The sequence below is a fragment of the Stenotrophomonas sp. Steno-C17 genome, from assembly GCF_056393165.1.
Genome location: NZ_JBWJPD010000025.1, coordinates 18,081 through 44,145, shown reverse-complemented (window position 1 = coordinate 44,145; position 26,065 = coordinate 18,081). Strand labels below are relative to the sequence as shown.

General features: G+C 69.9%; 11 protein-coding genes. 6 read left to right on the top strand and 5 right to left on the bottom strand.

The window, feature by feature from the left end:
• The first annotated feature begins 164 nt into the window (after positions 1–164).
• From AC06FA_RS18165 to AC06FA_RS18145, 5 genes are all read left to right on the top strand, one after another.
• On the top strand, positions 165–1,574 hold the full coding sequence (locus AC06FA_RS18165; protein WP_478069508.1) for an amidohydrolase: 1,410 nt from the start codon (positions 165–167) through the stop codon (positions 1,572–1,574).
• Positions 1,574–2,836, top strand: a complete 1,263-nt coding sequence (locus AC06FA_RS18160; RefSeq protein ID WP_478069507.1) for an amidohydrolase family protein — start codon at positions 1,574–1,576, stop codon at positions 2,834–2,836. Before AC06FA_RS18165 ends, AC06FA_RS18160 begins: the two co-directional genes overlap by 1 nt.
• A gap of 18 nt (positions 2,837–2,854) precedes the next feature.
• Positions 2,855–3,487 carry a DsbA family protein gene (locus AC06FA_RS18155; RefSeq protein WP_478069506.1) on the top strand — a complete coding sequence of 211 codons (633 nt, stop codon included), beginning with the start codon at positions 2,855–2,857 and terminating at the stop codon, positions 3,485–3,487.
• Positions 3,488–3,580: 93 nt separating this feature from the next.
• Positions 3,581–4,522 (top strand): DegV family protein, encoded by a 942-nt coding sequence (locus tag AC06FA_RS18150; protein WP_478069505.1) that lies wholly within the window; start codon positions 3,581–3,583, stop codon positions 4,520–4,522.
• A 68-nt stretch (positions 4,523–4,590) separates the two neighbouring features.
• Positions 4,591–4,929: a hypothetical protein gene (locus tag AC06FA_RS18145; RefSeq protein WP_478069504.1), complete on the top strand. Its 339-nt coding sequence runs from the start codon at positions 4,591–4,593 to the stop codon at positions 4,927–4,929.
• Positions 4,930–5,436: 507 nt separating this feature from the next.
• Here AC06FA_RS18145 and AC06FA_RS18140 read toward each other — a convergent pair.
• The 4 genes from AC06FA_RS18140 to AC06FA_RS18125 form a co-directional block, all read right to left on the bottom strand.
• Positions 5,437–6,849, bottom strand: coding sequence for an efflux transporter outer membrane subunit (locus tag AC06FA_RS18140; protein ID WP_478069503.1), 1,413 nt, complete (start codon positions 6,847–6,849; stop codon positions 5,437–5,439).
• The gene (locus AC06FA_RS18135) at positions 6,846–7,883 is read right to left on the bottom strand and encodes an HlyD family secretion protein (protein ID WP_478069502.1); all 1,038 of its coding nucleotides are present in this window, start codon (positions 7,881–7,883) and stop codon (positions 6,846–6,848) included. Before AC06FA_RS18135 ends, AC06FA_RS18140 begins: the two co-directional genes overlap by 4 nt.
• 22 nt (positions 7,884–7,905) lie before the next feature.
• Positions 7,906–9,420 (bottom strand): MFS transporter, encoded by a 1,515-nt coding sequence (locus tag AC06FA_RS18130; RefSeq protein ID WP_478069501.1) that lies wholly within the window; start codon positions 9,418–9,420, stop codon positions 7,906–7,908.
• A gap of 249 nt (positions 9,421–9,669) precedes the next feature.
• Positions 9,670–10,578, bottom strand: coding sequence for a LysR family transcriptional regulator (locus tag AC06FA_RS18125; protein WP_312707267.1), 909 nt, complete (start codon positions 10,576–10,578; stop codon positions 9,670–9,672).
• Positions 10,579–10,720: 142 nt separating this feature from the next.
• On the opposite strand from AC06FA_RS18125, the gene AC06FA_RS18120 reads away from it, so the two are divergent.
• A complete protein-coding gene (locus AC06FA_RS18120; RefSeq protein ID WP_478069500.1) occupies positions 10,721–11,161 on the top strand; it encodes a universal stress protein in 441 nt (146 codons plus the stop codon).
• A 166-nt stretch (positions 11,162–11,327) separates the two neighbouring features.
• Here AC06FA_RS18120 and AC06FA_RS18115 read toward each other — a convergent pair whose 3' ends face one another.
• Positions 11,328–25,943 (bottom strand): ESPR-type extended signal peptide-containing protein, encoded by a 14,616-nt coding sequence (locus tag AC06FA_RS18115; RefSeq protein WP_478069499.1) that lies wholly within the window; start codon positions 25,941–25,943, stop codon positions 11,328–11,330.
• Positions 25,944–26,065 lie beyond the last annotated feature (122 nt).

Sequence of the window (26,065 nt, the reverse complement as noted above, 5' to 3'; positions counted from 1 at the left end):
CTGGCCCACCGAGTGATAGCGGCAGGCGTCACGGAAAATTAATGCTTCGTTCACAATTTCTGTATAGGGAAATTCCTACCCCGCCCCCTGCCCATCGTCACTTGGCAAGCGGCATCGGCGACAGATAGCGTCGCTGGGTTCCCACGATTGGCCAGGACATCTGCATGACATCGACGCTGCTGCGCGCCGCCCTGGGGCTGGCATTGGTTTCGTTGACCAGCGCACCGGCGGTGGGCGCATCGCGCTTCGTGGCCGACCCCTACCCCAGCACGTACCAGGCGCAGCCCGGCACCCCGGTACTGATCCACAACGCCACCGTGCTGACCGGTACCGGCCAGCGCCTGGACAATGCCGATGTGCTGTTGCGCGATGGCCGCATCGTGGCCGTCGGCCCCCGCCTGCAGACCGATGCCGGGGTCACCCGCATCGATGCACAGGGCAAGTGGGTTACCCCCGGCCTGATCGACGTGCATTCGCACCTGGGCGTGTACCCCAGCCCGGGTGTGGGCGCGCACAGCGATGGCAATGAAATGACCGCACCGGTCACCGCCAACGTCTGGGCCGAGCATTCGGTGTGGCCGCAGGACCCCGGCTTCCAGGCGGCGTTGGCCGGTGGCGTGACCAGCATGCAGGTGCTGCCCGGCTCGGCCAATCTGGTGGGCGGGCGCGGGGTGGTGCTGAAGAACGTGCCGGCCACCACCTACCAGGCCATGAAGTTCCCCGGCGCGCCGTGGGGCCTGAAGATGGCCTGCGGTGAAAACCCCAAGCGCGTCTATGGCGGCGGCAAGGGCGTGGCCCCCGGCACGCGCATGGGCAACGTGGCCGGCTACCGTGCCGCCTTCATCGATGCCGCCGACTACATCGCAAAGAACAGCCCGAAGCCAGCCAAGCGCAAGGGCTGGTTCGGCAGCGACAAGGGCGACAGCGCCGGTGATGCCGGCGGCAAGCGCGACCTGAAGCTGGACACGCTGGCCGGTGCGATCCAGGGCGATATCCGCGTGCACATCCACTGCTACCGCGCCGACGAAATGGCCACCATGCTCGACCTGGCCAAGGAATTCGGCTTCAAGGTGGCCGCCTTCCACCATGGCGTGGAAGCCTACAAACTGGCCGACCGGCTGGCCGCCGACGGCGTCTGCGGCGCACTGTGGGCCGACTGGTGGGGCTTCAAGATGGAAGCCTTCGACGGCATTGCCGAAAACATCGCGCTGGTGGACCGGCCGCAGAACAGCTGCGCCATCGTCCATTCCGATTCGCCCGAGGGCATCCAGCGCCTGAACCAGGAAGCGGCCAAGGTGATGGCGGCGGCGCGCCGCGCGCAGATGCCGGCGATCGCACCCGAACGGGCGATTACCTGGATGACTGCAAATGCAGCCAAGGCGTTGGGCATCGAGGGCCAGACCGGCACCCTGGAAGCCGGCAAGATGGCCGACGTGGTGGTGTGGAACGGCAACCCCTTCAGTTCCTATGCGCTGGCCGAGCAGGTGTTCATCGACGGCCGGCGCTTGTATGACCGCAGCGTGCCCGCGGCCACGCCACGCTCCGATTTCCAGCTTGGCCAGGAGGTGCGCTGATGGGCATGTTGAACACGCGCCGCCGGGCATGGCCCGGCGCTACCGCTGCGCTGTTGGTGCTGTTGGCCGGTACGGCGTCGGCGCAGGACCTGCTGGTGCGCAATGCCACGGTGCATACCGCCACTGCGCGCGGCAGCCTGGAAAACACCGACGTACTGGTGCAGGGCGGGCTGATCCGCGCGGTCGGGCCGGCGCTGGCCGCACCGGCCGGGGTAGCCGTGGTGGAGGCCAACGGCCGTCCGCTGACCCCGGCACTGTTCGGTGGCATCACCGAGATCGGCATCGAGGAAGTGTCCGGTGAATCGAGCACGGTGGACAGCACGCTAAAGATCGGCGAGCAGCCGCTGCGCCCTGAATTCGACGTCACCCTGGCCTACAACCCGGCCTCGGTACTGGTGCCGGTGGCCCGCCTGGATGGCATTGGCTTCACCGCGCTGGGTGCGCATACCGGCGGCGGCTTCGTGGCCGGCCAGGGCGGTGTGATGCGCCTGGACGGCAGCGCCGACCCGATCGGCCCGCGCGCACTGTACCTGCGCCTGGGTGCGGCGGCTGCGGAATTGACCGGACAGTCGCGTGCCGCGCAGTGGATGCTGCTGCAGCAGATGGTGGACGAGGCCCGCGGCCAGGTTCCGGCCGATTCACCGCATGCCCTGCTGACACCGGCCGGGCGACGGACCCTGGCCCGCTACCTGGGCGGCCAGGGCCGCATCGTGGTGGAGGTGGACCGCGCCGCCGACATCCGCCAGCTGCTGCGCTGGGCCGCGCGCGAGAAGGTGAAGATCGCCATTGCCGGCGGCGCCGAAGCCTGGCAGCTGGCGCCGGAACTGGCCGCCGCGCAGGTGCCGGTGTTCGTGGACGCACTGGGCAACCTGCCCAGCACCTTCGACCAGATTGGCGCCAGCCTGGAAAACGCGGCGCGGCTGCAGCGCGCCGGCGTGCCGGTGGCCTTCGCCCAGCGCGAAGATGCCTCGCACAACGCGCGCAAGATGCGCCAGCTGGCCGGCAACGCGGTGGCCAACGGCCTGCCATGGGCCGACGGCCTGGCCGGGCTGACCCGGGTGCCGGCGCAGGCGCTGGGCGTGGCCGACCAGATCGGCAGCATCGAGCCGGGGAAGCGCGCCGACCTGGTGCTGTGGGAAGGCGACCCGCTGGATGTGGCGCACTACGCCGAGCAGGTCTGGCTGGGCGGCCGCGCCATGCCCATGCGCTCGCGCCAGACCGAACTGCGTGACCGCTACCTGCACCGTACTGCCCAGCCCTGACCCACCGAGAGCACATCCATGGCGAACCTGCGCTGGTATTTCGACTTTGTCTCGCCGTACTCGTACCTGCACTGGCAGAAGCTGAAGCAGCTGCCGCAGTTCCCGCGCATCCAGCCGGTGCCGATCGCCTTCGGCGCGATCCTGCACCATCTGGGCAACCTGGGGCCGGCCGAAATTCCGGCCAAGCGCCGCTTCATCTACCGCCAGCTGCTGTGGACCGCACAGGCCGAAGGCACGCCCTTGCGCTTCCCGCCGGGGCACCCGTTCAACCCGCTGGCGGTGCTGCGCCTGTGCCTGGCCGCCGGTGGCAGCGCGCACGCGGTGGATGTGCTGTTCGACTGGATCTGGCGCGATGGCAACAGCGCCGACAGCGCGCAGGCCCTGCGCGAACCGGCGCTGCGGCTGGGCGTGGATGACGTGGAGGCGGCGCTGTCCGACCCGGCCATCAAGGAACAGCTGCGCCGCAACACCGACGCGGCGATCGAGGCGGGCGTATTCGGCGTGCCGACCCTGTCCATCGACGGCGAACTGTTCTGGGGCAACGACGCCCACCCGATGATGGCCGCCGTGCTGGCCGACCCCGACCTGCTGCAGCAACCGGACTGGCAGCATGTGATAACGCTTCCAGTGGCAGTGCAGCGGAGTCGCTGAACAGGCATGGCGTAATTCCCTCGCGCGCCCGGCTTGGTTTTGAGATAGTTTTCACACTTTCCGAACCTACAACCGCCCTGGAGGGGGAGCCGGATGCGCATCGGAATCGTCGTCGATTCGGCCTGCGACCTACCGCAGGACTTCATTGCCGCGCACAACATCGTGCTGCTGCCGATCACCGTGCGCATTGGCGAAGCGGTGCTGGCCGACCACCGTGATGAGCAGGCCACGCTCAGTTTCCTGCACGCCCACGTGGCCGAACACGGGGCCGAGGCGGAAACCATTCCCTTCAGCGTGAACCAGATCCGTGATCTGTTCCTGCAGCAGCTGGTGATCGACTACGACCACGTGTTCTGCATGACCATCACCAAGACCCGCAGCCCGATCCACGACAACGCGCTGCAGGCCAGCTTCGCCATCCTCAACGACTACAAGCCGGTGCGGCAGGCGGCGGGGTTCAACTCGCCGTTCGCGCTGCGCGTGCTGGACACCCAGAACCTGTTCGCCGCGCAAGCAGTCACCGCCATCGAAGCCGTGCGCCTGCGCGACAGCGGCGCCAGCGTGCAGCAGATCCGCGAGCGGCTGGAAGCCCTGGCCGGCAACGTGCACGGCTACATGGTCACCCGCGATCTGTACTACATGCGTGCGCGTGCCCGGCACAAGGGCGACCGCAGCGTGGGCCTGCTCAGTGCCGCGCTGGGCAGCGCGCTGGACATCAAACCGGTGCTGCACGGGTACCGCGGCGAAACCGGGCCCGTGGCCAAGATCAAGGGCTTCGACAACGCGGTGCAGAAGCTGTTCGCGGTGGTCGGCAAGCGCGTGCGCGCTGGCCTGATGACGCCCACGGTGTGCGTGAGCTACGGCGGCGAACTGGACGAGCTGCGCGCCCTGCCCGGCTACGCAGCGCTGCAGGAAACCTGTGCCGCCCACGGCGTGGCGGTGTACGAAGCGGTGATGAGCCTGACCGGCATGGTGAACGTGGGCAAGGGCGCGGTGACGGTGGGCTTTGCCGACGGTCCGCACGCGTTCGACTGACGGCGCGCACCTACACGCGCATTGCACCGCCGCTGTGCCAGCCTTGCCCCCTCTGAAGGAGAACCCTCATGCCTGCGCAGTACCACATCAGCCTGCCCGACCCGTCCAAGGCCCGCGGCAACGACCCCGACCTGTCCTTCCATTCGCAGAGCGCCGGCGGTTTCGCCGAAGAGCTGCAGGACGCGCTGCGCACGGGCACCCTGTTCGAACGCTGGAAGGCCAAGCAGCCGGATCCCGATGCGGTCGAGCCGCAGTGGGGCGTGACCGACCCGGATGCCACGGTGACCGGCGAACAGAAAGACCTGCGCATCGACCTGGTGGCCACCACCCGCATCGACAGCGATGTGTTCAAGCAGCGCCTGCGGCTGCTGGCCGGCCACCATTGGGAACTGCGCGACGTGCGGTAAGACGGCCCCCGCTCTGGTAGGTGCCAACCTTGGTTGGCACTGCCGGGAACGACCGGGATCATGCCCGGCTCTGGTAAACGCCAACCTTGGTTGGCGCTTGTAGGAAAAACGGCCAACCAAGGTTGGCCACTACCAGTTTCATGCCCCGCTCTGGTAGCTGCCAACTTTGGTTGGCACTGCCGGGAACGACCGGGTTCATGCCCGGCTCTGGTAGACGCCAACCTTGGTTGGCGCTTGTAGGAAAAACGGCCAACCAAGGTTGGCCACTACCAGTTTCATGCCCCGCTCTGGTAGCTGCCAACCTTGGTTGGCACTGCCGGGAACGACCGGGATCATACCCGGCACTGGTAGACGCCAACCTTGGTTGGCGCTTGTAGGAAAAACGGCCAACCAAGGTTGGCCACTACCAGTTTCATGCCCCGCTCTGGTAGGTGCCAACCTTGGTTGGCACTGCCGGGAACGACCGGGTTCATGCCCGGCTCTGGTTGGCGAAAAGGGGGCCACCCGCTACCAGCCACCCCCCAGCGCGCGGTACAGCTCCACCCGGGCGATGGCCGCCGTGGCCTGGCTGTTGGCCAGCGCCGCCTGGTTGTCCAGCGCGATGCGCTGGGTACTCAGCACATCCAGCATGTCGACCACGCCGGCCTGGTACTGGCGGCGCGCGGCGCCCAGCGCGGTTTCGCTCTGCGCCACGGCTACCTGCAGCTGCGTGGTGCGCTGCTGTTCGGCCGCATGGCCGTCGATGGCATCGTCCACTTCATGCCAGGCCTGCAGCACCGTGCGCTGGAACTGCAGCGCCGACTGCTGCTGTTGCAGGCGGCTGAGCGCCAGAGTGGCCTTCAGCCGCCCGCCCTGGAAGATCGGCAGGCTGATCGACGGGCCCACGCTGAAGCGGTGGGCGTCCCATCCGTCCAGGTCATCGAGCTGTTTCGCCTGGAACCCGGCATCGCCGTTCAAGGTGATGCGCGGCAGGAAGCTGGCCTTGGCCACGCCGATGTTCGCCGTGGCCGCATGCAAGGCCGCTTCGGCACGGCGGATGTCCGGGCGGCGTTCGGCCAGCTCGCTGGGCAGTCCCACCGCGACGGCGGGCAATGCCGGCCAGTCGGCTCGCGCGTCCTGAAGCTGCGCATCCAGTGCCTGCGGCGGCCTGGCCAGCAGGAATGCCAGTGCATTGCGCAGCTGCGACTGGCGGTGCCGCAGCGGGGCGATGCGCGCCTGCAGTGCGGCCACCTGTGCGGCCGCGCTCGACACCTGCAGGGTCGTGGCCACCCCCTGCCGCTGGCGTGCTTCGGTCAGTCGCTGGATGTCGGCGGCGATGCCCAGGTTGTGCTCGGTGATCGCCAACAACTGCGCGGTCGCGCGCAGCTGCAGGTAGCTGCGCGCGGTTTCAGCCAACAGCGCGATGCGTACCGCATGTGCATCTTCTTCGGCCATCTGCACGCGCGCGTCGGCCGCCTCCACCTGGCGGCGCACGCGGCCCCACAGATCCAGTTCCCAGCTCAGGCCGATGCCAGCCTGGAACAAGCCATAGTCCTCGCGGCCAGCATTCCCGGACGGATCGCTCAGGCCGACCTCGCTGTTGCGCGCGCGCGCGCCGCTGGCACTGGCCGCCACCGCCGGCAGGCGATCTGCCGCGCTGATGCCACGCGCCGCCCGGCTCTGCTGCACGCGGTTGGCCGCCAATTGCAGGTCCAGGTTGGACTGCAGCACCTGCCCGGCCAGCTGCCCCAGCAGCGGATCATTGAAACCGGCCCACCAGCCGGCGTCATCGTCGATAGCGGCGGCGGCCACGGTCTCGCCCTGCCACTGCGCCGGCAGCGCGGCCTGCGGCCGCACGAAATCCGGCCCCATCGTGCAGGCGGCCACTGCCATGCACAGCGATGCGCTGGCCAGCGCCTTCATCATGCTGCCCGGCCTCATGCGCCCTCCCCGCCCTGCAGGTCCACGCGGGCTTCGACCGACATGCCGGCGCGCAGCTGGTCCAGCAGCGGCTGGCCCGGTTCCAGCACGATCTTCACCGGAATGCGCTGCACCACCTTGGTGAAGTTGCCGGTGGCGTTCTCCGGCGCGACCGCGGCAAAGGTCACGCCGGTCGCGGGCGCGATGCTGTCGACGTGACCACGCAGCGACGCCCCCGGAAACACATCCACCGTCAGCTCCACCGGCTGCCCCGCGTGCATGCGGGTCATCTGCGTTTCCTGGAAATTGGCGACCACGAACGCACGCTGCAGCGGCACGACGGCCGCCACCGCCGTACCCGGCGTCAGGTAGGCGCCCACGCGTACCGCACGCCGACCGACCACGCCATCGATGGGCGCACGCAGTGCGGTGTGCGAAAGGTCCAGCTCGGCACGCGCCTGCGCGGCTTCGGCGCGCTGCACCGCCGCCTGCGCCGACTGCACGCCCGCGGCGAGGATGTCGGTGCGCTGGCGCGCGGTGCTGAGCGCGGCCTGGCCCTGCTGCAGATGGGCCTGCGCGACCGCCTGCTTCGATTGCGCCTGCTGCGCGTTCTGCACGGTGCCGGCGCCATCGCTGGCCAGCGCGCGGTACCGCTGCTGGTCGGCGCTGGCCAGGCTCAGCTCGGATCGGCTGACATCGACGCTGGCCCGCGCCTGTTCGATCAGCGAGCCCTGCTGGGCCAATGCAGCCTGTGCATTGGCCAGCTGTGCGCGCGCGTTGGCCAGGTCCGCGCGTGCGGCCTGCAACGCCACCTGATAGTCGCGGTCGTCGATGCGGGCCAGCACATCACCGGCCTTCACCGGCTGGTTGTCCTGCACCTCTACGCTGCTGACGAAGCCAGCCACCTTCGGTGCGACCACGGTGAAATCGGCGTTGACGTAGGCGTTGTCGGTGCGCTGGTAGCGGCCGTCGCGCAGCAGCAGCCAGCCGCCGATGGCGAGGGCAAGCACGCCCAGCGCCAGGCCGGTGTTGAGGGTTGTCTTGTTGAGGCTCATGGGGAGTCCTTGCAGAGGAGAGTCAGGCCACGGCACGTGGCGGATGGACGCGGGTGGCCCACGGCAGCAGCGGCAGGCAGCCCAGGGCGACCAGCGCCACCAGCCAGTACAGGTCCGCCGAGGTCAGCGCCTGCACCTGGGCGTGCAGGCGCGCGGGCAGATCGGCACTGGCCTGCAGCCACGGCTGGTTGCCCAGGTGGTCGACCAGCGCGGTGGAATGGAAGTGGCGCCGTGACTGGCCCACCGCATCGAGCACGCCACCGGCAAATACCGCCGAAAAGCCTTTGACCGTGTTGAACCAGGCCGAGGCATAGGGCCCGTCCTGCGGCGCCAGGCCGGTGGTGGCCAGCAGCAACAACGGCAGCACCGCCATCGGCTGCGCCACCACCTGCAGCAACTGCACCCACAGGAAGTTGTCACGGTTCCACTGCACGTCCAGTTGCGCGCCCAGCAGGCACGCGGTCGCCAGCAGCACCAGCCCGGTGCCCTGCACCCAGCGGCAATCCACCGCACGCTGGTTCATCAGCGTGGCCACCAGTGGCAATGCAATGGCCTGTGGCAGCGCCACCCACAGCAGCATCGGTGCGGTCTGCAGCGGGCGGTAGCCCTGCACGCTGGCCAGGAAGCCGGAGGGGATGGAGATCACCGCCAGCAGCACGAACAGCACGCCCACGCAGGTCACCAGCGCATAGCTCAAATTGCGATGGGCCAGCAGTTGCAGCTTGAAGAAGGGCAGCGGGTGGAACCATTCGTTGATGAAGAACAGCACCAGCAGGCCGCTGCCGCCACCCAGCAGCAGCGTGATCAGGGGCGAATCGAACCAGTTCAGGCGCGCGCCCTGGGTCAACCCCAGCACCAGCATCACCAGCGCCGGAAACCCCAGGGCCAGGCCCACGCCATTGAACTGGGCAAAGCGCTCCAGGCGCAGTGGGTCCTGCGGCAGGCCCCAGCCGACCATCGCCATGCCGGCCACGCAGAACGGCACGATCTGCCAGAACGCGAACTGCCACCCGGCGTGCTCGACCCACAACGCGGCCAGGGGCGTGCCCATGCTGGGGCCGAAGGTTGCGGTGAGCGCGTAGCCCGCCAGGCCGTACAGCTTGATGCCCGGCGGCAGGAAGCGCAGCGCTACGCTCATCAGCAGGGGCGGCAGCGCACCACCGGCCAGGCCCTGCAGCGCGCGCAGCAGCAGGAAGGTCGGCAGGTTCGGCGCCAGCGGGCACAACACGCCCAGCACCATGAACGCAGCGATCATCACCAGGCCGAAGCGACGCAGCGAGAAAGTCACCGCACACCAGGGCGCGAAGGCCATGGCACTGACCGACATGGCGCTGTAAATGCCGGTAATCCAGTTACCCTCATCGACGCTGAAGCCCATCGCGCCGCGGATGTCGGCCAGCGCGACCTTGGTGACGTTTTCGTTGAAGCCCGACAGCAGCACCACCAGCAGCACGCCGCACAGGCCGACCACGATGCGGCGGTCGAACACGGCGGGCACGGGAGCGGCGGGAGCCTTGGGCAGGGTGACCGCGCTCATCGGCGTGGCCCGATCCGTGCATCGCACGGCAGGTGAAGCGACATGGCGTGCGCTCCGTGAAGGTGGGGAGCGCAGTCTAGGCAGCGCCACTGCTGCGAAAAATGGCGTGGGTGCGATGCCACCCGTGCGTGCAACGCACGAATACAGGAGTGTTGGATGATGCGTTGATCGACCGGATCGATGGGCCGGCGCCTGATCGGGGCGTGCCGACCAACGGTCGGCACCCACAGCAGTCGAGCAAGCTCGACTCTACGGGGCGTCGGCGTCGCACATGCTCTTGATCGCGCGGCGCAGCCAGCGGTGTGCCGGGTCGTTGTCCATGCGCGGGTGCCAGGCCTGCACCAGCGCCACCGTGCGTACCGACACCGGCAGCGGGAACATGCGCAGTGGCAGCCCCATGTAGGTGATGCGGTCGAGCATCACGCTGGGCATCTGCGGCAGCACCAGGTCCGAGGCGGCCGCCGCAAAGATCGCGCCATGGAAAGTGGGAATGACCATCGCCACCCGTCGCCGCAGGCCCAGCTGCGCCAGTTCGTCATCGATCGGCCCATGGGCGATCCCGCGCCGCGAGACCGCGATGTGATCGCAGGCAGCAAACCGCTCGGCGGTGATATCCCCATCGAACAGCGGATGATCCTCGCGCGCCGCACCCAGCAATGCGGTGGTGAACAGGTTCTGCACCTTGGTTTCCTGCGTGTGCTTGCCGGCGGTGCTGATGTACAGGTCGATACGCCCCTGCACCATCGCGTCATCGTCGGTATCGCCTTCGGGCATGAAGCGCAGCGTGCAGCCGGGCGCCTGCTGGCGGAACACCTCGCGCAGGCGGCCGCCGTAGCTGCCGATGAACACGTCGTTGGCGCGGATGCTGAAGGTGTGCTCCAGGGTCAGCATGTCCACTTCGCGACCGTCGTTGAACACCCGGTGCGCCTGCTCGATCACATCACGCACCTGCTCGCGCAGCTCCAGCGCGCGCGGGGTGGGCGCCAGTCCGCGGCCGGCGCGCACCAGCACCGGGTCGCCCAGCGCGTCACGGATGCGCCCCAGGGTGCGGCTCATGGCCGGCGCGCTCAGGTTCATGCGCCGCGCGGCCCCGGCAACGCTGCCTTCGTCCAGCAGGACGTCCAGGGCCAGCAGCAGGTTCAGGTCGGGCAGGGGCATGGCAGTCTCCAACAGATGGAGTGACTTTACGACACTCTGACTCAACGTCGATTGCACCCAGCGCACGAATTGCCTGCAACACACGGCATGGGTGCGCGGCGCGGCATGGGCCACCATCACCGCCTGCCAAGGAGACCTCCCCATGTTCACAACCCTGCTGGTCGCCCTCGATGGCGGCCGCCAGCACGACCCGGTACTGGACCTGGTCGCCCATGTCGCCGGGCCGCGCAGCCGCGTGCACCTGCTGTGCGTGATCGATCCCGAGTTCGCCCTGCCCGCTGACGCCAGCGACGCCGACCGCCGCGAGTACCCTGCCGCCGCCCGCCAGCGCGCCAAGGCCGAAGGCCTGCTGCAGGACGCCACGGCGCAGCTGCGCGAACGCGGCGTGGATGCGCGCTCGCTGCTGCCGGCCGGCGATCCGGGCGAAATCATCAGCGCCCAGGCCCGCGAGCTGGGCGCCGACCTGATCGTCATCGGCCATCGCCACCTGTCGCGCCTGCAGCGCCTGCTCGACAGTTCGGTGGCGCAATGGACGCTGGACCACGCGCCATGCCCGGTGCTGGTGGAAACACGCGGCGGCTGACCGGCCCGCTCTGGTAGGTGCCAACCCTGGTTGGCACTCACGGGTTATGCCCGGCTCTGGTAGGTGCCAACCTTGGTTGGCACTCACGGGTTATGCCCGGCTCTGGTAGGTGCCAACCTTGGTTGGCACTCATCGGAAAGGCGGCCAACCAAGGTTGGCCACTACCTCAGAACTTCACGCGCAGGTCCACGCCATACACTTCGCCGCCCACGCGGCTGCCGTGCTGCACGCCGTACTGCATGCCCACCGTCACCCGCTCGTTGCCGTAGTACAGGCGCGAGCGCCAGTTCAGTGCCGGGCTGGCGATCGGAATCTGGATGTCCGCAGCGCTGGCATCGGTATTGGCGCCGATCAGCGACACCGGCAGGTTCACTGCGGTGCGCGTGGACACTTCGTAGGCCAACTGGGTGGATACACCGAAACGGCTCTTGGCCAAGGCCTGCTCGTAGCCCAGCTTCACGCTGGGCACCACCGAGAACAGACTCTGGTTGTGGGCGCCGGCGCGATAGCCGATATCCCCCATGCCCTGCTCGCGCAGGCCGTCGTGGTGCAGCAGGGTGTAGCGTGCATCCACCCGCGGCTGCAGCGACCAGCCGCCGCTGCCCAGGCGCGTGCCAATGCCAGCCCCCAGGCTGACGTAGCCGGTGCGGGGTGACGAGGTGGCCTGTGCGTTGTCGTCGAACACCGGCGACAACCGCGTGGTGTCATACCACGACCAGCCGGCGGCGATGCTCAAGCGGCTCTGCACGTTGTCCACATCATGCTCGAAGCCCACCCCCAGGTTCACGCCACGGCCGCGACTGCGGGTCTGGCCATCGTCCACGCTGATCTGCGAGAAGTGGTCGAACTCGAAGGCGGTGGAGATCGACCACGGCCCCTGCAGCGTGCCATCGATGCCGAAGCGTGCGTAGCTGCCCGACAACGCGATCGGCAGGTCGGCAACGGTACGCTCGCGATGGGCGTCGTAGCTGCTGATGCCCCCCCACACGCAGCGTCCATCGTCCAGCACCCGGCCACAGCCAAACAGACTGCTGGTGAAGCCGCGCTGCACCTGCACCTGGTTGTACAGCGTGGACGCCAGGCCATCGGCGTTGATCAGGTCGAACACCTGCCGGTACGCCGCTTCATCGCCGGCCTTGTAGTTGCCCAGCAGCGCCATCAGGCGACCGATGCCATCGCTGCTGCCGGTCAGCAGTGCGCTGTTCATGTGCGACGCCAGCGCATTCTGGTTGTCGCGCAGCCAGGCCTGCTGGAAGTGCGGATCGTAGGACAGGTGCACGCCGTCGGCGCGGTAGCTGGCCTTGAAGGTCAGTGCCAGCGTGTCCTGCATCTGGAAGCCATCATCGCGGCTGCCCTGTGCGGCCGACAGGATCGGCAGCCACTGTGCGTTCGACAGCGAGGCCAGCGTGAAGTAGCCAGTGCCAGCCAGCGCAACCGACCCGCTTGCGATCAGGCGATCAGATGCCGGCGAACCGAACGCCACATCCATGTACAGCGCACCGTCGCGTTCCTGCACGAAGTTGCCGGTCAGGGCGACCTGGCTGGTCACCCGCGCGCCCAGCAGCAGGTTGTCCGCCGCAGCGGCGGCATCGTCCACGTTGGCATGCACTGCACCGGCGGCCAGATCAATCGGGAACTGTGGCGCGGCCAGGCCGAAATGCAGATCGCCGCGGTTCACCAGCGTGCCCGACGTCGCGCGGGTCAGCGCGGCCACGCCGCTGCCCTGGCCGATGGCCAGCCGGTCGTAGGTGACCAGGCGTGCGCCGGCCTCGTTCAGCAACCGGTTGCTGCCGCTGCCCAGATCGACATTGCCATAGAGGCTGCCCTGGTTCTGCAGCAGGTCGTTGCCCTCTCCGGCCAACGCAGCCAGCGTGGATACCGACGACAGCGAACGCTCGACCACGATGTGATTGTCTTCGCCACCTTCGATCACCACGCCGGCACCGCCACCGCTGCCACCGCGCACGGCACCAGCCAAGGTGACGTCGATGTTGCCGCGGCCATCGCGGCCCAGGCTGGCCGCCTGCACACCCACCGCGTCGGTGCCGGTCTGCAGCACATCGCCGCTCACCGCCACGCTCACCGCGCCTGCACTGCCCTGCCCGCCCGCGGCCGCCGAGCCGACCCCGGCTACCCAGCCACCACCACCGGCAATGGACTGCGCCAGCACGCCCACGCTGCGCGCGCCCAGGCCCAGCACATCGCCCTGCACCTGCACGCTGACCGCACCGGCGTCGCCCTGGTTGCCAGCGGAAAGGCCGACGGCAGCCGTGTCGCCGGACTGCATCAACAGACCACCACCGCCGCCGATCGACTGCGCGACCACACCCAGGCTGTTGTCGCCGGTGGTGATCACGCTGCCCTGCACGCCGATGTCGACGGCAGCGCCATCGCCCTGCGCACCATTGCGTGCACCGAACTGCACATCGGCGCCGACGCCCTGCGACAACAGGGCCACGCCACCACCGGCGCCGATTGATTGCGCCAGCAGGGCGACCGAGTTGGCCGACAGGTCCAGCACGTTGCCGGCCACCTGCATGTCCACCGCGCCCGCATCCAGCCCCGCACCGCCGTCGGCGCCCAATCGCGCCTGCGCCTGTGCCGTGCCCGGCACGTCCAGGCTGACCCGGGCCACGCCACCGCCGCCGCCGATGCTCTGCAGCAGCAGGCCCTGCGTGTCCTGCCCGGCCACGGCCACGTCGCCCCGCTGGCTGTAGGCCAGTGCGCCACCGCGGCTGTCCTGCGCGCCGCTGGCGCCCATCTGCAGCTGCAGCTGCACGGCGTTGCCAGCGCCCTGCAGCTGCGCGCGGCTTTCGCCACCGCCACCACCAATGGACTGGTGCAGGGCCAGCACGCCCTGGCTGCCTTCCAGCACCATCATGCCGTCGTGGCTCAGGCGCAGCGCGCCACCGTTGTTGTTGCTGCCGCCGATGGCGCCCAGGCTGGCGGCAAACACCAGCGCCGGTGCCGTCGGCTGCGCCTGCGCGATGGCCTGCGACAGGCCATTGCCGGCGTTGGCCGCAGTGAATGCCACACGCGGCGCGACGCTGTCGGTGCCGCCCAGCAGCCGGGTCAGGCTGCTGCCGCCACCGCCACCGATCGACTGGGTCAGTTCGCCCAGCGAGAAGTCACCGGCGATGGCGTAGTCGCCCTTCGACCCGGCCTCCACATCACCACCGCTGGTGTTGGTGGCATCCCGGCTGCCCAGCAGGCTGCCCAGCACGCTGCCGATACCGGATGCGGCGCTGCTGCCACTGCCAGCATCGGCTGCTGCCGCAGACAGATCCACGCCGGTGAAGGTCTGGTCGAGCACGCCACCGCCGCCGTTGATGGCCTGCGTGCGCACGGCCACCGCCCCCGCGCCGGACACGGTGATGCTGCCATTGTTTTCCACGGTGACGGTGCCGGCCGTGCCGCCGCCGTCCAGGTTGCTGCCGCCCAGCTGGCTGAGCAGCACACCGGCCAGTGACAAGCCACCGCCGCCATCGATGCTGCCGAAGCCCAGGCGGCTGTTGCCGCCGCCGCCACCGATCGACTGCGCCACGATGCCATCGGCACCGGCGCCGAAGGTCACGATGCGGCCGTTGTTGACCACCCGCACATCGCCGCCGTCGCCGCCATCACCGCCGTGGCCACCCACGGCCATGAAGTAATCGCCGCTGTTGCCCGCGAACAGATTCGATGCACCGGACAGACCAGCCAGCACACTGGCATCGACCGCACCGCCCTGCAGTGCTGCCGCCGTCATGGCCACCGACTGGCCGCCATCACCGCCACCGCCCCCGATGGATTGCGCCAGGATGCCGTAGGCCGCGTCGCCACGGGTCTGCACCAGGCCGTCGTTGATCACCTCCACGCTGCCGGCGCGATTGCCGCTGCCGCCCTGGCCGCCCAGGGCCAGATTCAGCGACGTGGCACCTTCAACGGCATTGGCCACGCTGGCCACTGTCAGCGACGCACTGCCGCCACCGCCGCCGATGGATTGGGCGAAGATGCCGTGCGCGCCCTCACCCAGGGTGCTGATCACCCCGCTGTCGGCCACGCCGGCCCGCACCCGGTTGCTCACGCTCACATTGCCGCCGGTGCCGCCGTCGCCAGCGTTGCCGCCCAGGGCCAGGTTCAACTGCAGCGCGCCACTGCCCTGTTGCGCCTGGCCATTGCTGTTGCTGCCTGCGCCGCTGTTGCTGTCTTCATCGCCACTGTCCACCTCGTTGCGGTTGGCCAGGGTCAGTGCGGTATCGCCACCGCCACCGCCCACCGACTGAGCGAAGATCGCAAACGCGCGCGCGCCGACCGTGCTGATCCAGCCGCTGTTGTCCACCTGCACGTTGCCGGCGGCGGCGCCGCTGCCCCCTTCGCCGCCCAGCGCCAGCGCCAGCCCCACGCTGCCTTCGCCGGCACTGGCCGCATCGGCCACGGTCACCCCGGCACTGCCGCCACCGCCACCGATGGACTGCGCGAACACGCCATGGGCGGTTTCGCCGCCGGTGATCACGTAGCCCTCGTTGCGTACCTGCACGTTGCCACCGGTGTTGCCGGTACCGCCGCTGCCGCCCAATGCCAGGTCCAGCGATATCGCCGTGCCGCCCCCGCTCTGCGCGCTGCGGCTGGACGCCATCGCGGCATCACCGCCGCCGCCGCCGATCGAGCGCGCATGAATGCCGTGTGCGCTGTCGCCGACGGTCAGCACGACCGGCGCTTCGGCGCTACCGGCAGCCGCCACGTTGAACACGGCCACATCGCCACCGACGCCGCCATCACCACCGCTGCCGCCCAGCGCCAACTGCAGCGAAACGGTGGTTGAACCGGTCTCGTCCTTGTCGGTGTCCACTTTCGATTCGCTGGACGCCACGCCGCCACTGCCGCCGCCGCCGCCGACCGACAGCGCGCCGATACCCACCGAGCGCGCGCCCGCCGTCTGTACGCGACCGCTGTTTTCCACGCTGACCTCGCCGCCGGATGCACCGGTGCCGCCCGCGCCGGACAGCGCGATGTTGCCCATCACCAGGGTCAGTGCGCTGCTGGCCGCTGCTTCGCCCTTGGCCGAACTCTGGCCGCCGACACCGCCACCGCCACCGACGGACTGGGCGTTGATGCCCACCGCGTCGTCGCCCCAGGTGATCACCGTGCCACCGTGGGCCACGCTGACATCACCACCGGTCGCACCGTCACCGCCCTGCCCGCCCAGGGCCAGGTTCAACGCCACGCTGGTGGCCGCTTCGCTGGCGCCATTGCTGCTGCCATTGCCACTGCCGTTGCTGCCAGTGCTGCCGTCGCTGCTGCCCTGCTTGAACGTGGAGGTGGCCGACGCCGAGCCGGCCAGACCACCGCCACCGCCGATGGACTGCGCCAGCACGCCATCGGCACGGTCGCCACGGGTCTCGATCACGCCGTCCAGGTCCAGATCGACGCGGCCACCGGTGGCCGCCTCTCCGCCGGCACCGCCCAGCGCCAGATTCACCGCCACGGTGGCGGTGCCGCCCTTGCTGGCCGCACTGCCGCCGGTACCGCCACCGCCGCCCACCGACTGCGCGACGATGCCGCGCGCGTCGTCGCCGTTGGTCAGGATCTGCGACCCCGCCACGGTACTCACCGCGACAGCGCCACCGGCCGCCCCCTTGCCGCCGGCCACACCCAGGCTGATATCCAGCGCCAGCGCATCGGGTTCGTCCGCGCTGTTGCTGCTGCCGCCCGTGCTGCCGCCCGTGCCCGATCCGGAACCCGTGCCACCGCTACCGCCACTCGAGCTGCCGCTGGAACCGGCCACCGCCACGGCCACCGATGTGCTGCTGGAGGTACCGCCGCCGCCGCCGATGGACTGCGCCAGCACCGCCGTTGCGCCGTCACCGGCGGTCTGCAGCACGCCCTGTTCCAGCGCTACCTGCACGGTACCGGCGCTGCCGCCTTCGCCGCCCTGGCGGCCCAGGGTGAAGGCGAGGCTGTTCTGGCCCGCCGCATCGCCGGTGTTGTCCACCGCCGCGTTGCCGCCACCGCCACCAATGGACTGCGCCAGGATCGCGTACGCCGATGCACCGGCGGTCAGCAGATTGCCCTGGCTGCGCACCGTCACATCGCCCCCGGTGCCGGCCGCGCCGGCCGCACCGCCCAGCGCAACCTTCAGACCCACATCCACATCGTCCAGGCCACTGGCCTTGCGCACGTTCTGGCCGGCATTGCCGCCGCCACCGCCAATGGACTGCGCGACGATCGCCGACGACGCCAGGCCGTCGGTGATGATGTTGCCAATGCTGGTCACGTCCACCGCGGCACCACTGCCGGCGCCGGCACCGCCGCCACCGATCTGCAGGCTGGCCGCCACCGTGGTGCGCTGCTGGCTGCCGCTGCCATTTCCAGTGCCCGTGCCGCTGCCCGAACCCGAACCGGAGCCCGAGCCCGAGCTGTCGGAATACTTTTCCAGCACCAGGGTGCCGCCCCCATTGCCGCCGCCACCGCCGATCGACTGCGCCAGGATGCCGGTGGCATGGTCGCCGCCCACGAACAGGTTCAGCGTCGGCGCGACACCACTGCCCCAGGCCGCCGCATCACCGCGCAGCACGCTGACCGCACCGGCATTGCCGCCGCTGCCCCCGGTGCCACCGATACCGATGCTGATGGGCACCTGCGCCGACGAGTACAGACCGCTGATGCTGCCACCGCCCGCACCGCCACCGCCGCCGATCGACTGCGCCAGGATGCCGGTGCCGCCCTGCGCCACCTCGTCGGCCCCATTGGCGTTGACGAACATGTCGCCGCCGCTGCTGTGCACGTGCACCGCACCGGCATCGCCGCCTTCGGCACCGTCGCCGCCAATGCCAGCCGACACCGCCAGGCGCTGCGCGCCCTGGCTGGCCGAGGCGGAAATGTTCTGCCCACCGGCACCGCCACCACCGCCGATCGACTGCGCCAGCAGTGCGCTGGCATGGCTGCCCACCACGTTGATGCTGCCCATGTGGGTCACGTCCACCACGCCACTGGTATTGCCGGTACCACCGGACCCGCCCAGCCCCACCACCAGCGAAGCGCTGTTCTGCGAAGAGGGCTTGCTGAGTGCCGCACTGATGTTGATGCCGCCGGCGCCGCCACCGCCGCCGATCGACTGCGCCAGGATGCCGCGTGCGTGATCGCCGAAGGCGAACACATCGGCGCTGGCATCGACCTGCACGTCGTTGCCGCGGCCGGCATCGGCGCCATTGCCGCCCAGGCCAACGGTGATGCTGCTGCCGGTGGTGACCGCTGCGCCGATGTTGATGCCGCCGTTGCCGCCACCGCCGCCGATGGATTGCGCCAGGATCGCCGACTGCTCATCGCCGATGGCCACCACCAGCGGCGTATCGCTATCTTCCGGGCCGACGTTCACCGCCACCTTGCCGGCATGGCCACCGGTACCGCCATTGCCGCCGATGCCCAGCACGATGCCGACGCTGGTGGAGCTGTTGCCGCTGCCACCGCCTGACGATCCACCACTGCCACCGCCGCTGCTGCCGCCGCCGAACACCGCCGTCGGATCGACGGCCAGGCCGCCCTGGATGTTGATGCCGCCATTACCGCCGCCACCGCCGATGGATTGCGCGACGATGCCGCTGGAGCCGTTGGCAAGATCGCTGGCATCGACCTGGAACGCGCTGCCATTGCCCAGCGTGAGCACGTCGCCCAAGCCACCCAGCGCCGCCACCGTGCCGTGCACCTCCACGCTGACATCGCCCGCGGTGGCGCCACTGCCGCCCTTGCCGCCCACGCCCACCACCACGCTGCCGTTGCGGCTGTCGCCCAGGCTGAGCGCACCGGCAATGGTCATGCCGCCATTGCCGCCGCCACCGCCGATCGATTGCGCCACGATGGCATCTGCGCGCTGGCCTTCGGTCACGGTGCTGCCCTGTCGCAGCAGACTGACATCGCCGGCGGTGTTGCCACTGCCGCCCGTACCACCGATGCCGATGCTGGCCACACCGTTGTCGCCCAGGCTGGCACTGATGCTGCCGGCCACGGTGATGCCACCGTTGCCGCCACCACCGCCCAGGCTCTGCGCCAGCACCGCAGTCGATCCATCGCCTGCAGTGAAGTAATCCCCTTCCAGCGTGCCGGTCACATCACCGGCACTGCCGCCGCTGCCGCCATTGCCGCCCACGCCCACCGACACCGCCAGGTTGCGCGAGCCATCGCCCAGGTTGATGCCGCCGGCACCACTGACGGTCAGCCCGCCGTTGCCACCACCGCCACCCAGCGACTGCAGCACCATGCCCTGCGCGTCGTTGCCCAGCGTGCTCACGTTGCCGGTGTGGTTCACCCGCACATCGCCGGCCGTGCCCCCGCTGCCACCACTGCCGCCGATGCCCACGCTCACCGCCAACTGGTTCTGCGCCGAAGCGGCCACCGTCAGCGCACCGGCAATGGTCATGCCGCCATTACCGCCACCGCCGCCGATCGACTGGAACAGGCCACCCCAGGCACCGTCCCCCAACGTGGAAAGCGTGCCGTCCAGATCGGCCTGCACATCACCGCCGATACCACCGGTGCCGCCGCTGCCACCAATACCGATGCTGGCGCTGACATTGCCGCTGCCGTTGCCCGATGCGGCCAAGCTGCCGGCGATGGTCATGCCGCCATTGCCGCCGCCACCGCCCAGGCTCTGGTAGGTCACCGCACCGGCATCGTGGCCGGCGGTCACCACGTTGCCGACCAGGCTGCCGGTCACCGCGCCGCCATCGCCACCGCTGCCGCCACTGCCACCCACGCCGATGGCGATGCTGCCGCCATTGGAGGCACTGGCATTGAGTGCACCGGCAATGGTCATGCCACCGTTGCCACCGCCGCCGCCGATGGACTGCTGCAGGATGCCCTGCGCGCCATCCCCGGTGGTCTGCACATGGCCTTCCACGTCCACATGCACGTCGCCTGCGCTGTTGCCGCTGCCACCGCGTCCGCCCACACCCACGCCGATCGCACCGGAATTGCCGGCCGAGGCAGTCAGTGCACCGCCCACCACGAAGCTGCCATTGCCACCGCCGCCGCCAATCGACTGCGCCACCACCCCCATGGCGTCATCGCCTTCGGTGATCACCGCATAGCCCTCGTTCTGCGCCAGCGCCCGCACGCTGCCGGTCACGTTGCCAGCCTGGCCCCCCTGGCCACCGTTGCCGCCCAGGCCCACACTGATCGAACCGCCCGAACCAGCCGTCGCGGTCAGGCTGCCACTCACGTTGAAGCCGCCGTTGCCACCGCCACCACCCAGCGACTGCAGCAGTACGCCATGGCTGTCATCGCCTGCGGTGGTGACCAGGCCCACGGTGCTGCCTTGCACCGAACCGGCGCTGCCGCCGTCACCGCCGTTGCCGCCCAGCCCCACGCTGACCGAACCAGAGGTGCCGCCACTGGCGGTCAGCGCGCCCTGCACGCTGAAGCCACCGTTGCCACCGCCGCCGCCGATCGACTGCGCGACCAGACCCGAGGCGCCGTCGCCCAGCGTGGCCAGCACCCGGCCGTCGTCGAGCGAGCCGTCCGGCGTGGCCGCTTGCAGCGTGGCGCGCACGTTGCCGGCGCTGCCCCCGCTGCCGCCGTTGCCGCCCAGGCCGACGGTAACCGAGCCGCCTGCGCTGCCGGTGGCGGTCAATCCACCGCTGATGTTGAAGGCGCCATTGCCGCCACCGCCGCCCAGCGATTGCGCCAGCGCGCCATGGCTGCCGTCGCCTTCGGTGGACACCAAGCCAGTGCTGTCCACGGTCACCGCGCCGGCGTTGCCGCCGTCGCCACCGCTGCCGCCCAGACCCACCGACACCGAGCCACCGGCGCCGCCGCTGGCGGTCAGTGCGCCACTGACGTTGAAGCCGCCGTTGCCGCCACCGCCACCGATCGACTGCGCCAGCAGGCCCAGCGACTGTTCGCCTTCGGTGGCGACACGACCGACCTGGGTCAGGCCGACCGCCGCGCCGGTACCGCCTTTTCCACCGGTGCCGCCCAGGCCCACCGACACACTGCCGGCACCGCCGCCGCTGGCGGCCAGGCTGCCGGTCACATTGAAGCCACCGTTGCCACCACCGCCGCCGATCGACTGCGCCACCACGGCGTCGGCACGATCACCACGAGTCAGCACGCTGCCGTGCTTTTCCAGCTGCACGGTGGACGCAGCGCCTCCTTCGCCACCGCTGCCGCCCAGGCCCACCGACACGGCTCCGCCGCCACTGGACGACGCACTGATGCCGGCGGCCACGTTGAAGCCGCCATTGCCGCCGCCACCGCCCACCGACTGCGCCAGCACACCGGTGGAATCATCGCCGTCGGTCTGCACGTCCTGATCGACATAGCCCACCACGCGCCCACCGGTGTTACCGCTGCCGCCGTTGCCGCCCAGGCCGACGCTGACCGCGCCACTGCCCATGCCGGCGGCCAGCGAACCGCTGATGTTGAAGCCGCCATTGCCACCGCCGCCGCCGATGGACTGCAGCACCAGCGCCGAGGCGTTGTCCCCCACGGTGTAGACCGAGCCCCCGCGCAGATCGGCGGTCACTGCGCCCGCGCGCCCGCCATCCCCGCCATTGCCGCCAATACCCACCGACACCGCGCCAGCGGCCGCACCGGCACTGATCCCCCCGGCCACCACGAAACCACCGTTGCCACCGCCGCCGCCAACCGACTGCAGCAGCATGCCGGTGGCACCGTCGCCCAGCGTCTGCACCTGCAGGTCGCTGGCATCGGCACGTACGCTGCCGGCCAGGCCGCCCGTGCCGCCACTGCCGCCCAGGCCCACCGATGCACTCAGCGCCGTACCGCCCACGCTGACCCCGCCGCCCACGCTGAAGCCACCGTTGCCGCCGCCACCACCGATCGACTGCAGCACCACGCCGCCCGAGCCGACACCTTCAGTCAGCACCGTGCTGTCGCTGAAGGTGGCACTGACCGCGCCCGCAGTACCGCCTTCGCCGCCATTGCCACCGATGCCCACCGATGCCGAGCCCGAACCGGTACTGCCGATGGTCAGGGCACCGCCCACGCTGAAGGCGCCGTTGCCGCCACCACCGCCCACCGACTGCACCAGCATGCCGGTGGACTGCGCGCCGAAGGTCTGCAGCAGCCCGTCCAGTTCCGCATGCGCGGTGCTGCCATTGCCGCCCTTGCCACCACTGCCGCCGATGCCGATGGCCGCCTGCGCGGCGGCGCCGTTGCTGATCGCCAGACCACCGGCCACGGCGAAGCCACCGTTGCCGCCACCGCCGCCCAGCGACTGCACCACGTAGGCGTCGGCCTGCGCGCCCAGGGTCGACGCACTGCCCGCGAACTGGCCACTGACCGCACCACCGTTGCCACCGTCGCCGCCGTTGCCGCCCAGGCCCATCGTGGCGCCAACAGTGGCACCGGAAATCACCGCCGTCTGCAGGCCCGCGGCCACATCGAAGCCGCCGCTGCCACCGCCACCGCCCACCGACTGCAGCAGCACACCGGTGGCCTGGTCGCCCGCGGTGATCACCGTGGCATCGACTGCACCGGTTACCGCGCCACCATTGCCGCCGTCCCCCCCGGAGGCACCGATGGACAGCGTGCCCTGCAGCGAAAGCGCTGCGCTCACCGACACATCGGCATCCACGGTGAAGCCACCGTTGCCGCCACCGCCGCCGATCGACTGCATCACAACACCACTGGCGCGCTGCCCCAGCGTGGTCACTTCACCACGGTACTGGCCATTGACGATGCCGCCGTTGCTGCCATTGCCGCCGCTGCTGCTCAGACCCGTCGCGCCAATGCCCAGCGACAGCTGGGCGGTGGTTCCCCCCACCGCCACGCCCACGTCGATCTTGTTGCCGCTGTTGCCGCCACCGCCCCCCACCGATTGGATCAGCGCACCCACCGCATCGTCGCCGCCGGTCCAGATCGTGCTGTCCAGCACGGCGTCGACACGACCACCGTTGCCGCCGTCACCGCCGCTGCCGCCCAAGCTCTGGCCGATGTTGATGGTGGTAGCGCCCAGGCCGGCCGCCACGGACACCACGCTGCCGCCACTGCCACCGCCGCCACCGACGGACTGGATCAACGCGCCTACCGCCCCCTGCCCGCTGGCATCGGCATTGAGCGTGCTGGTGCCGCCGGTGGTGATGTCCCCGCTGTAGGTGACATCGACATCGCCGCCCTTGCCGCCGGCACCGCCGGTGCCGCCCAGCGTGGACGACACGGTGAGCGAAATACCGCCGCTGGCCGCGCCGGTCACGCCGATGGCATCACCACCGGAGCCGCCGCCGCCGCCGATGCTCTGCGCCACCAGCCCGTTGGAAAAATCACCTGCGGTCCAGATCGAGCCGCGCGTACCGCCGCTGTCCACGCTGACCTTGCCGCCGTCACCGCCACCGGCACCGCTGCCGCCCTTGCTGCTGTTCAAGCTCACCGCGAAGGCATTGCCGCCGGTCAGTGCAACACCCAGCGCGTTGCCGCCACTGCCGCCACCGCCACCAATCGAGGCCAGGTACAGGCCATCGGCGTTGTTGCCATGGGTGGTGACATCGCCATTGCCGTGCAGTTCGACCACACCGCCATTGCCGCCCGCAGCGCCGGAACCGCCATACGAGGCGCTGATGCCCACCGGCACCACCACGCCCACCGACACGGCCGTAGCACTGCCGCCGTTGCCACCGCCGCCGCCGATCGACTGCAGGCGCACGCCGGCGGCGTTGTTGCCCTGGGTCAGGATGCTGCTGCCATCCACCAGCGTGGTGGATACCTTGCCGGCCACGCCGCCGTTGTCGCCGCTGCCACCGAAGGCAAACGCAATGAAGGGCGCCACCGCGCTGGCGCCGCCGCCGTTGCCGCCACCGCCACCAATGGACTGCGCCAGGATGCCGTCGGCAGAGGTGCCGCGGGTTTCGATGCTGCCGCTGTGGGTCACGCTGACCTCACCGGCGTTGCCGCCCTTGCCACCGTCACCGCCCAGCGCGAACACGCCCAGGCTGCTGCCGCCGGTGCCACCGCCACCGCCGATCGACTGCGCCAGGATGCCCATCGCGCGTGCGCCCAGGGTCAGGATGCGCCCGCTGTTGTCCACGCTCACATTGCCGCCGGTGCCGGCATCGCCGCCGGACGACCCCAGCGCGGCCAGCGCCGCGCTCAGGCCGGCCTTGCCACCGCCGCCGCCGATCGACTGCGCCAGCACGCCGTTGGCATCGGCGCCGCGGGTGGTGATGTTGCCGTCGTTGTCCACCGCTACGGCACCGCCGTTGCCACCGGCGCCACTGCTGCCGCCCAGGGTGACCAGACCCACCTGGGTACCGGCGCGGCCACCACCACCGCCGATCGACTGCGCGGAAATGCCATCGGAACCTTCACCGCTGGTGCTGATCGCACCGCTGTTGAACACGTCGACCGCGCCACCGTTGCCGCCAATCGAACTGCTGTCACTGCCCAGCACCACCAGTGCGACAGTGGTGCCGCCGTTGCCGCCGGTACCACCGATCGACTGCGCGTTGATGCCGGCCGAACCCGCGCCACCGGTCACCAGCGTGCCGCTGTTGTTCACCGTCACCTTGCCGCCGTGGCCACCGGCGCCACCGCTGGCACCGGCGGTCGGGAACAGACCATAGGAATTGCCACCGCTGCCACCGCCACCGCCCAGCGACTGCACCAGCAGCGCGGCCGAATCGGCGCCACGGGTTTCCACGTTCACCGAACTGGTCAGCGAGACATCGCCGCCCTGCTTGGTGCTACCGCCGCCACCGGCACCGCCGCCGGCGAAGGAGCTGCCGCCGTCACCGCCCTGGCCGGAACGGCTCTGCACCGCGATGCCCGGCGCGGGGGTGCCACCGGTTGCGGTGGTGATGATCGTGCCGGAACCGGCCACGTTGACCGTGACGTTGCCGCCGGAGCCACCATCGCCACCGGGCTTGGCCTTGGAGGCGGACAGATAGATGCTGCCGCCGTTGCCACCATTGCCGCCGGTGCTGGTGATCAGGATGCCGGGGCTGTCATTGCTGATGGTGACCGTGCCGTTGATCAGCAGCTTGGGGTCCTGGCCAGGCCCCAGCGTGATGTCGGGGCCGCGGCCGCCGTCGCCGCCGGCCTTGGCCGGTACGAACAGGGCGCCGGTGCGGCCCTTGCTGCCCTTGCTGCCGACCCGCGTCACCTTCACCAGGGTGCCGCTGCCGTAGCCGTCAGTGGGGTCGGGGCCGTCGCCATCGGCCAGCATGCGCGTGGCCACGTCCACGGTGCCGTTCTCGGTCACCGTCAGGTTGCCCTCGCTGTCGGTGGACGTGCTGCCGTAGACCATGGCCAGGATGGTCACCGCATCGCCGTTGCTGTTTTCCCAGCGACCGGTGCTGCTGTTGAACAGCACATCGCGGGTGGTGGTGCCCGGGCTGCCGGCCAGGCGGTAGCCCACCACCGTCACCGACTGCGCTTCACCGGTGCCGTCGGTTTCCACGCCGGTGCCGGAACTGGCGATCAGCACGCTGCTGCCCAGGCCCTTGATGTCGCGCACCAGGTAATCGTTGCTGCCATCGGTGGCGATCACGCCCACCTTGCGCGAGGCGATCACATCGCCGTCGTCGTTGGTTTCGCCGGCCACTTCGCTGGTCAGGATCAGATCGACCGTGGAATAGCTGCCGTCCGGGTTGCGGATCGAATAGTTGGCGGCCATCACCATTCCCGGCAGCAGCCCCAGGCCCAGCGCCAGGGCCATGGCCAGCGCGTCGCGGCGCAGGCCGACGGCGGCAGCCCCTGCCGACAGGCGGCCGGGCTTGCGGGCGATTTCGGAAACGACCTGGACAACGCCGAGGGCAGCGTTGAATACCAACTTGTAGATCTTGTTCATGGGAGCATCCGGAGGCGAGTGAAAGCGACGCAACCGCGGGGCATACGCGGGGTCTCACCAGAGCAACCGGAAAAGAAACGCGATTCCCATCACACAAAATTGCGAAAATTATGAACGGTTCA

Bases quoted from the DNA above. Each gene is read 5' to 3' on its own strand.
- AC06FA_RS18165 (WP_478069508.1), top strand. From the start codon at position 165: ATGACATCGACGCTGCTGCGCGCCGCCCTGGGGCTGGCATTGGTTTCG.
- AC06FA_RS18160 (WP_478069507.1), top strand. From the start codon at position 1,574: ATGGGCATGTTGAACACGCGCCGCCGGGCATGGCCCGGCGCTACCGCT.
- AC06FA_RS18155 (WP_478069506.1), top strand. From the start codon at position 2,855: ATGGCGAACCTGCGCTGGTATTTCGACTTTGTCTCGCCGTACTCGTAC.
- AC06FA_RS18150 (WP_478069505.1), top strand. From the start codon at position 3,581: ATGCGCATCGGAATCGTCGTCGATTCGGCCTGCGACCTACCGCAGGAC.
- AC06FA_RS18145 (WP_478069504.1), top strand. From the start codon at position 4,591: ATGCCTGCGCAGTACCACATCAGCCTGCCCGACCCGTCCAAGGCCCGC.
- AC06FA_RS18140 (WP_478069503.1), bottom strand. From the start codon at position 6,849: ATGAGGCCGGGCAGCATGATGAAGGCGCTGGCCAGCGCATCGCTGTGC.
- AC06FA_RS18135 (WP_478069502.1), bottom strand. From the start codon at position 7,883: ATGAGCCTCAACAAGACAACCCTCAACACCGGCCTGGCGCTGGGCGTG.
- AC06FA_RS18130 (WP_478069501.1), bottom strand. From the start codon at position 9,420: ATGAGCGCGGTCACCCTGCCCAAGGCTCCCGCCGCTCCCGTGCCCGCC.
- AC06FA_RS18125 (WP_312707267.1), bottom strand. From the start codon at position 10,578: ATGCCCCTGCCCGACCTGAACCTGCTGCTGGCCCTGGACGTCCTGCTG.
- AC06FA_RS18120 (WP_478069500.1), top strand. From the start codon at position 10,721: ATGTTCACAACCCTGCTGGTCGCCCTCGATGGCGGCCGCCAGCACGAC.
- AC06FA_RS18115 (WP_478069499.1), bottom strand. From the start codon at position 25,943: ATGAACAAGATCTACAAGTTGGTATTCAACGCTGCCCTCGGCGTTGTC.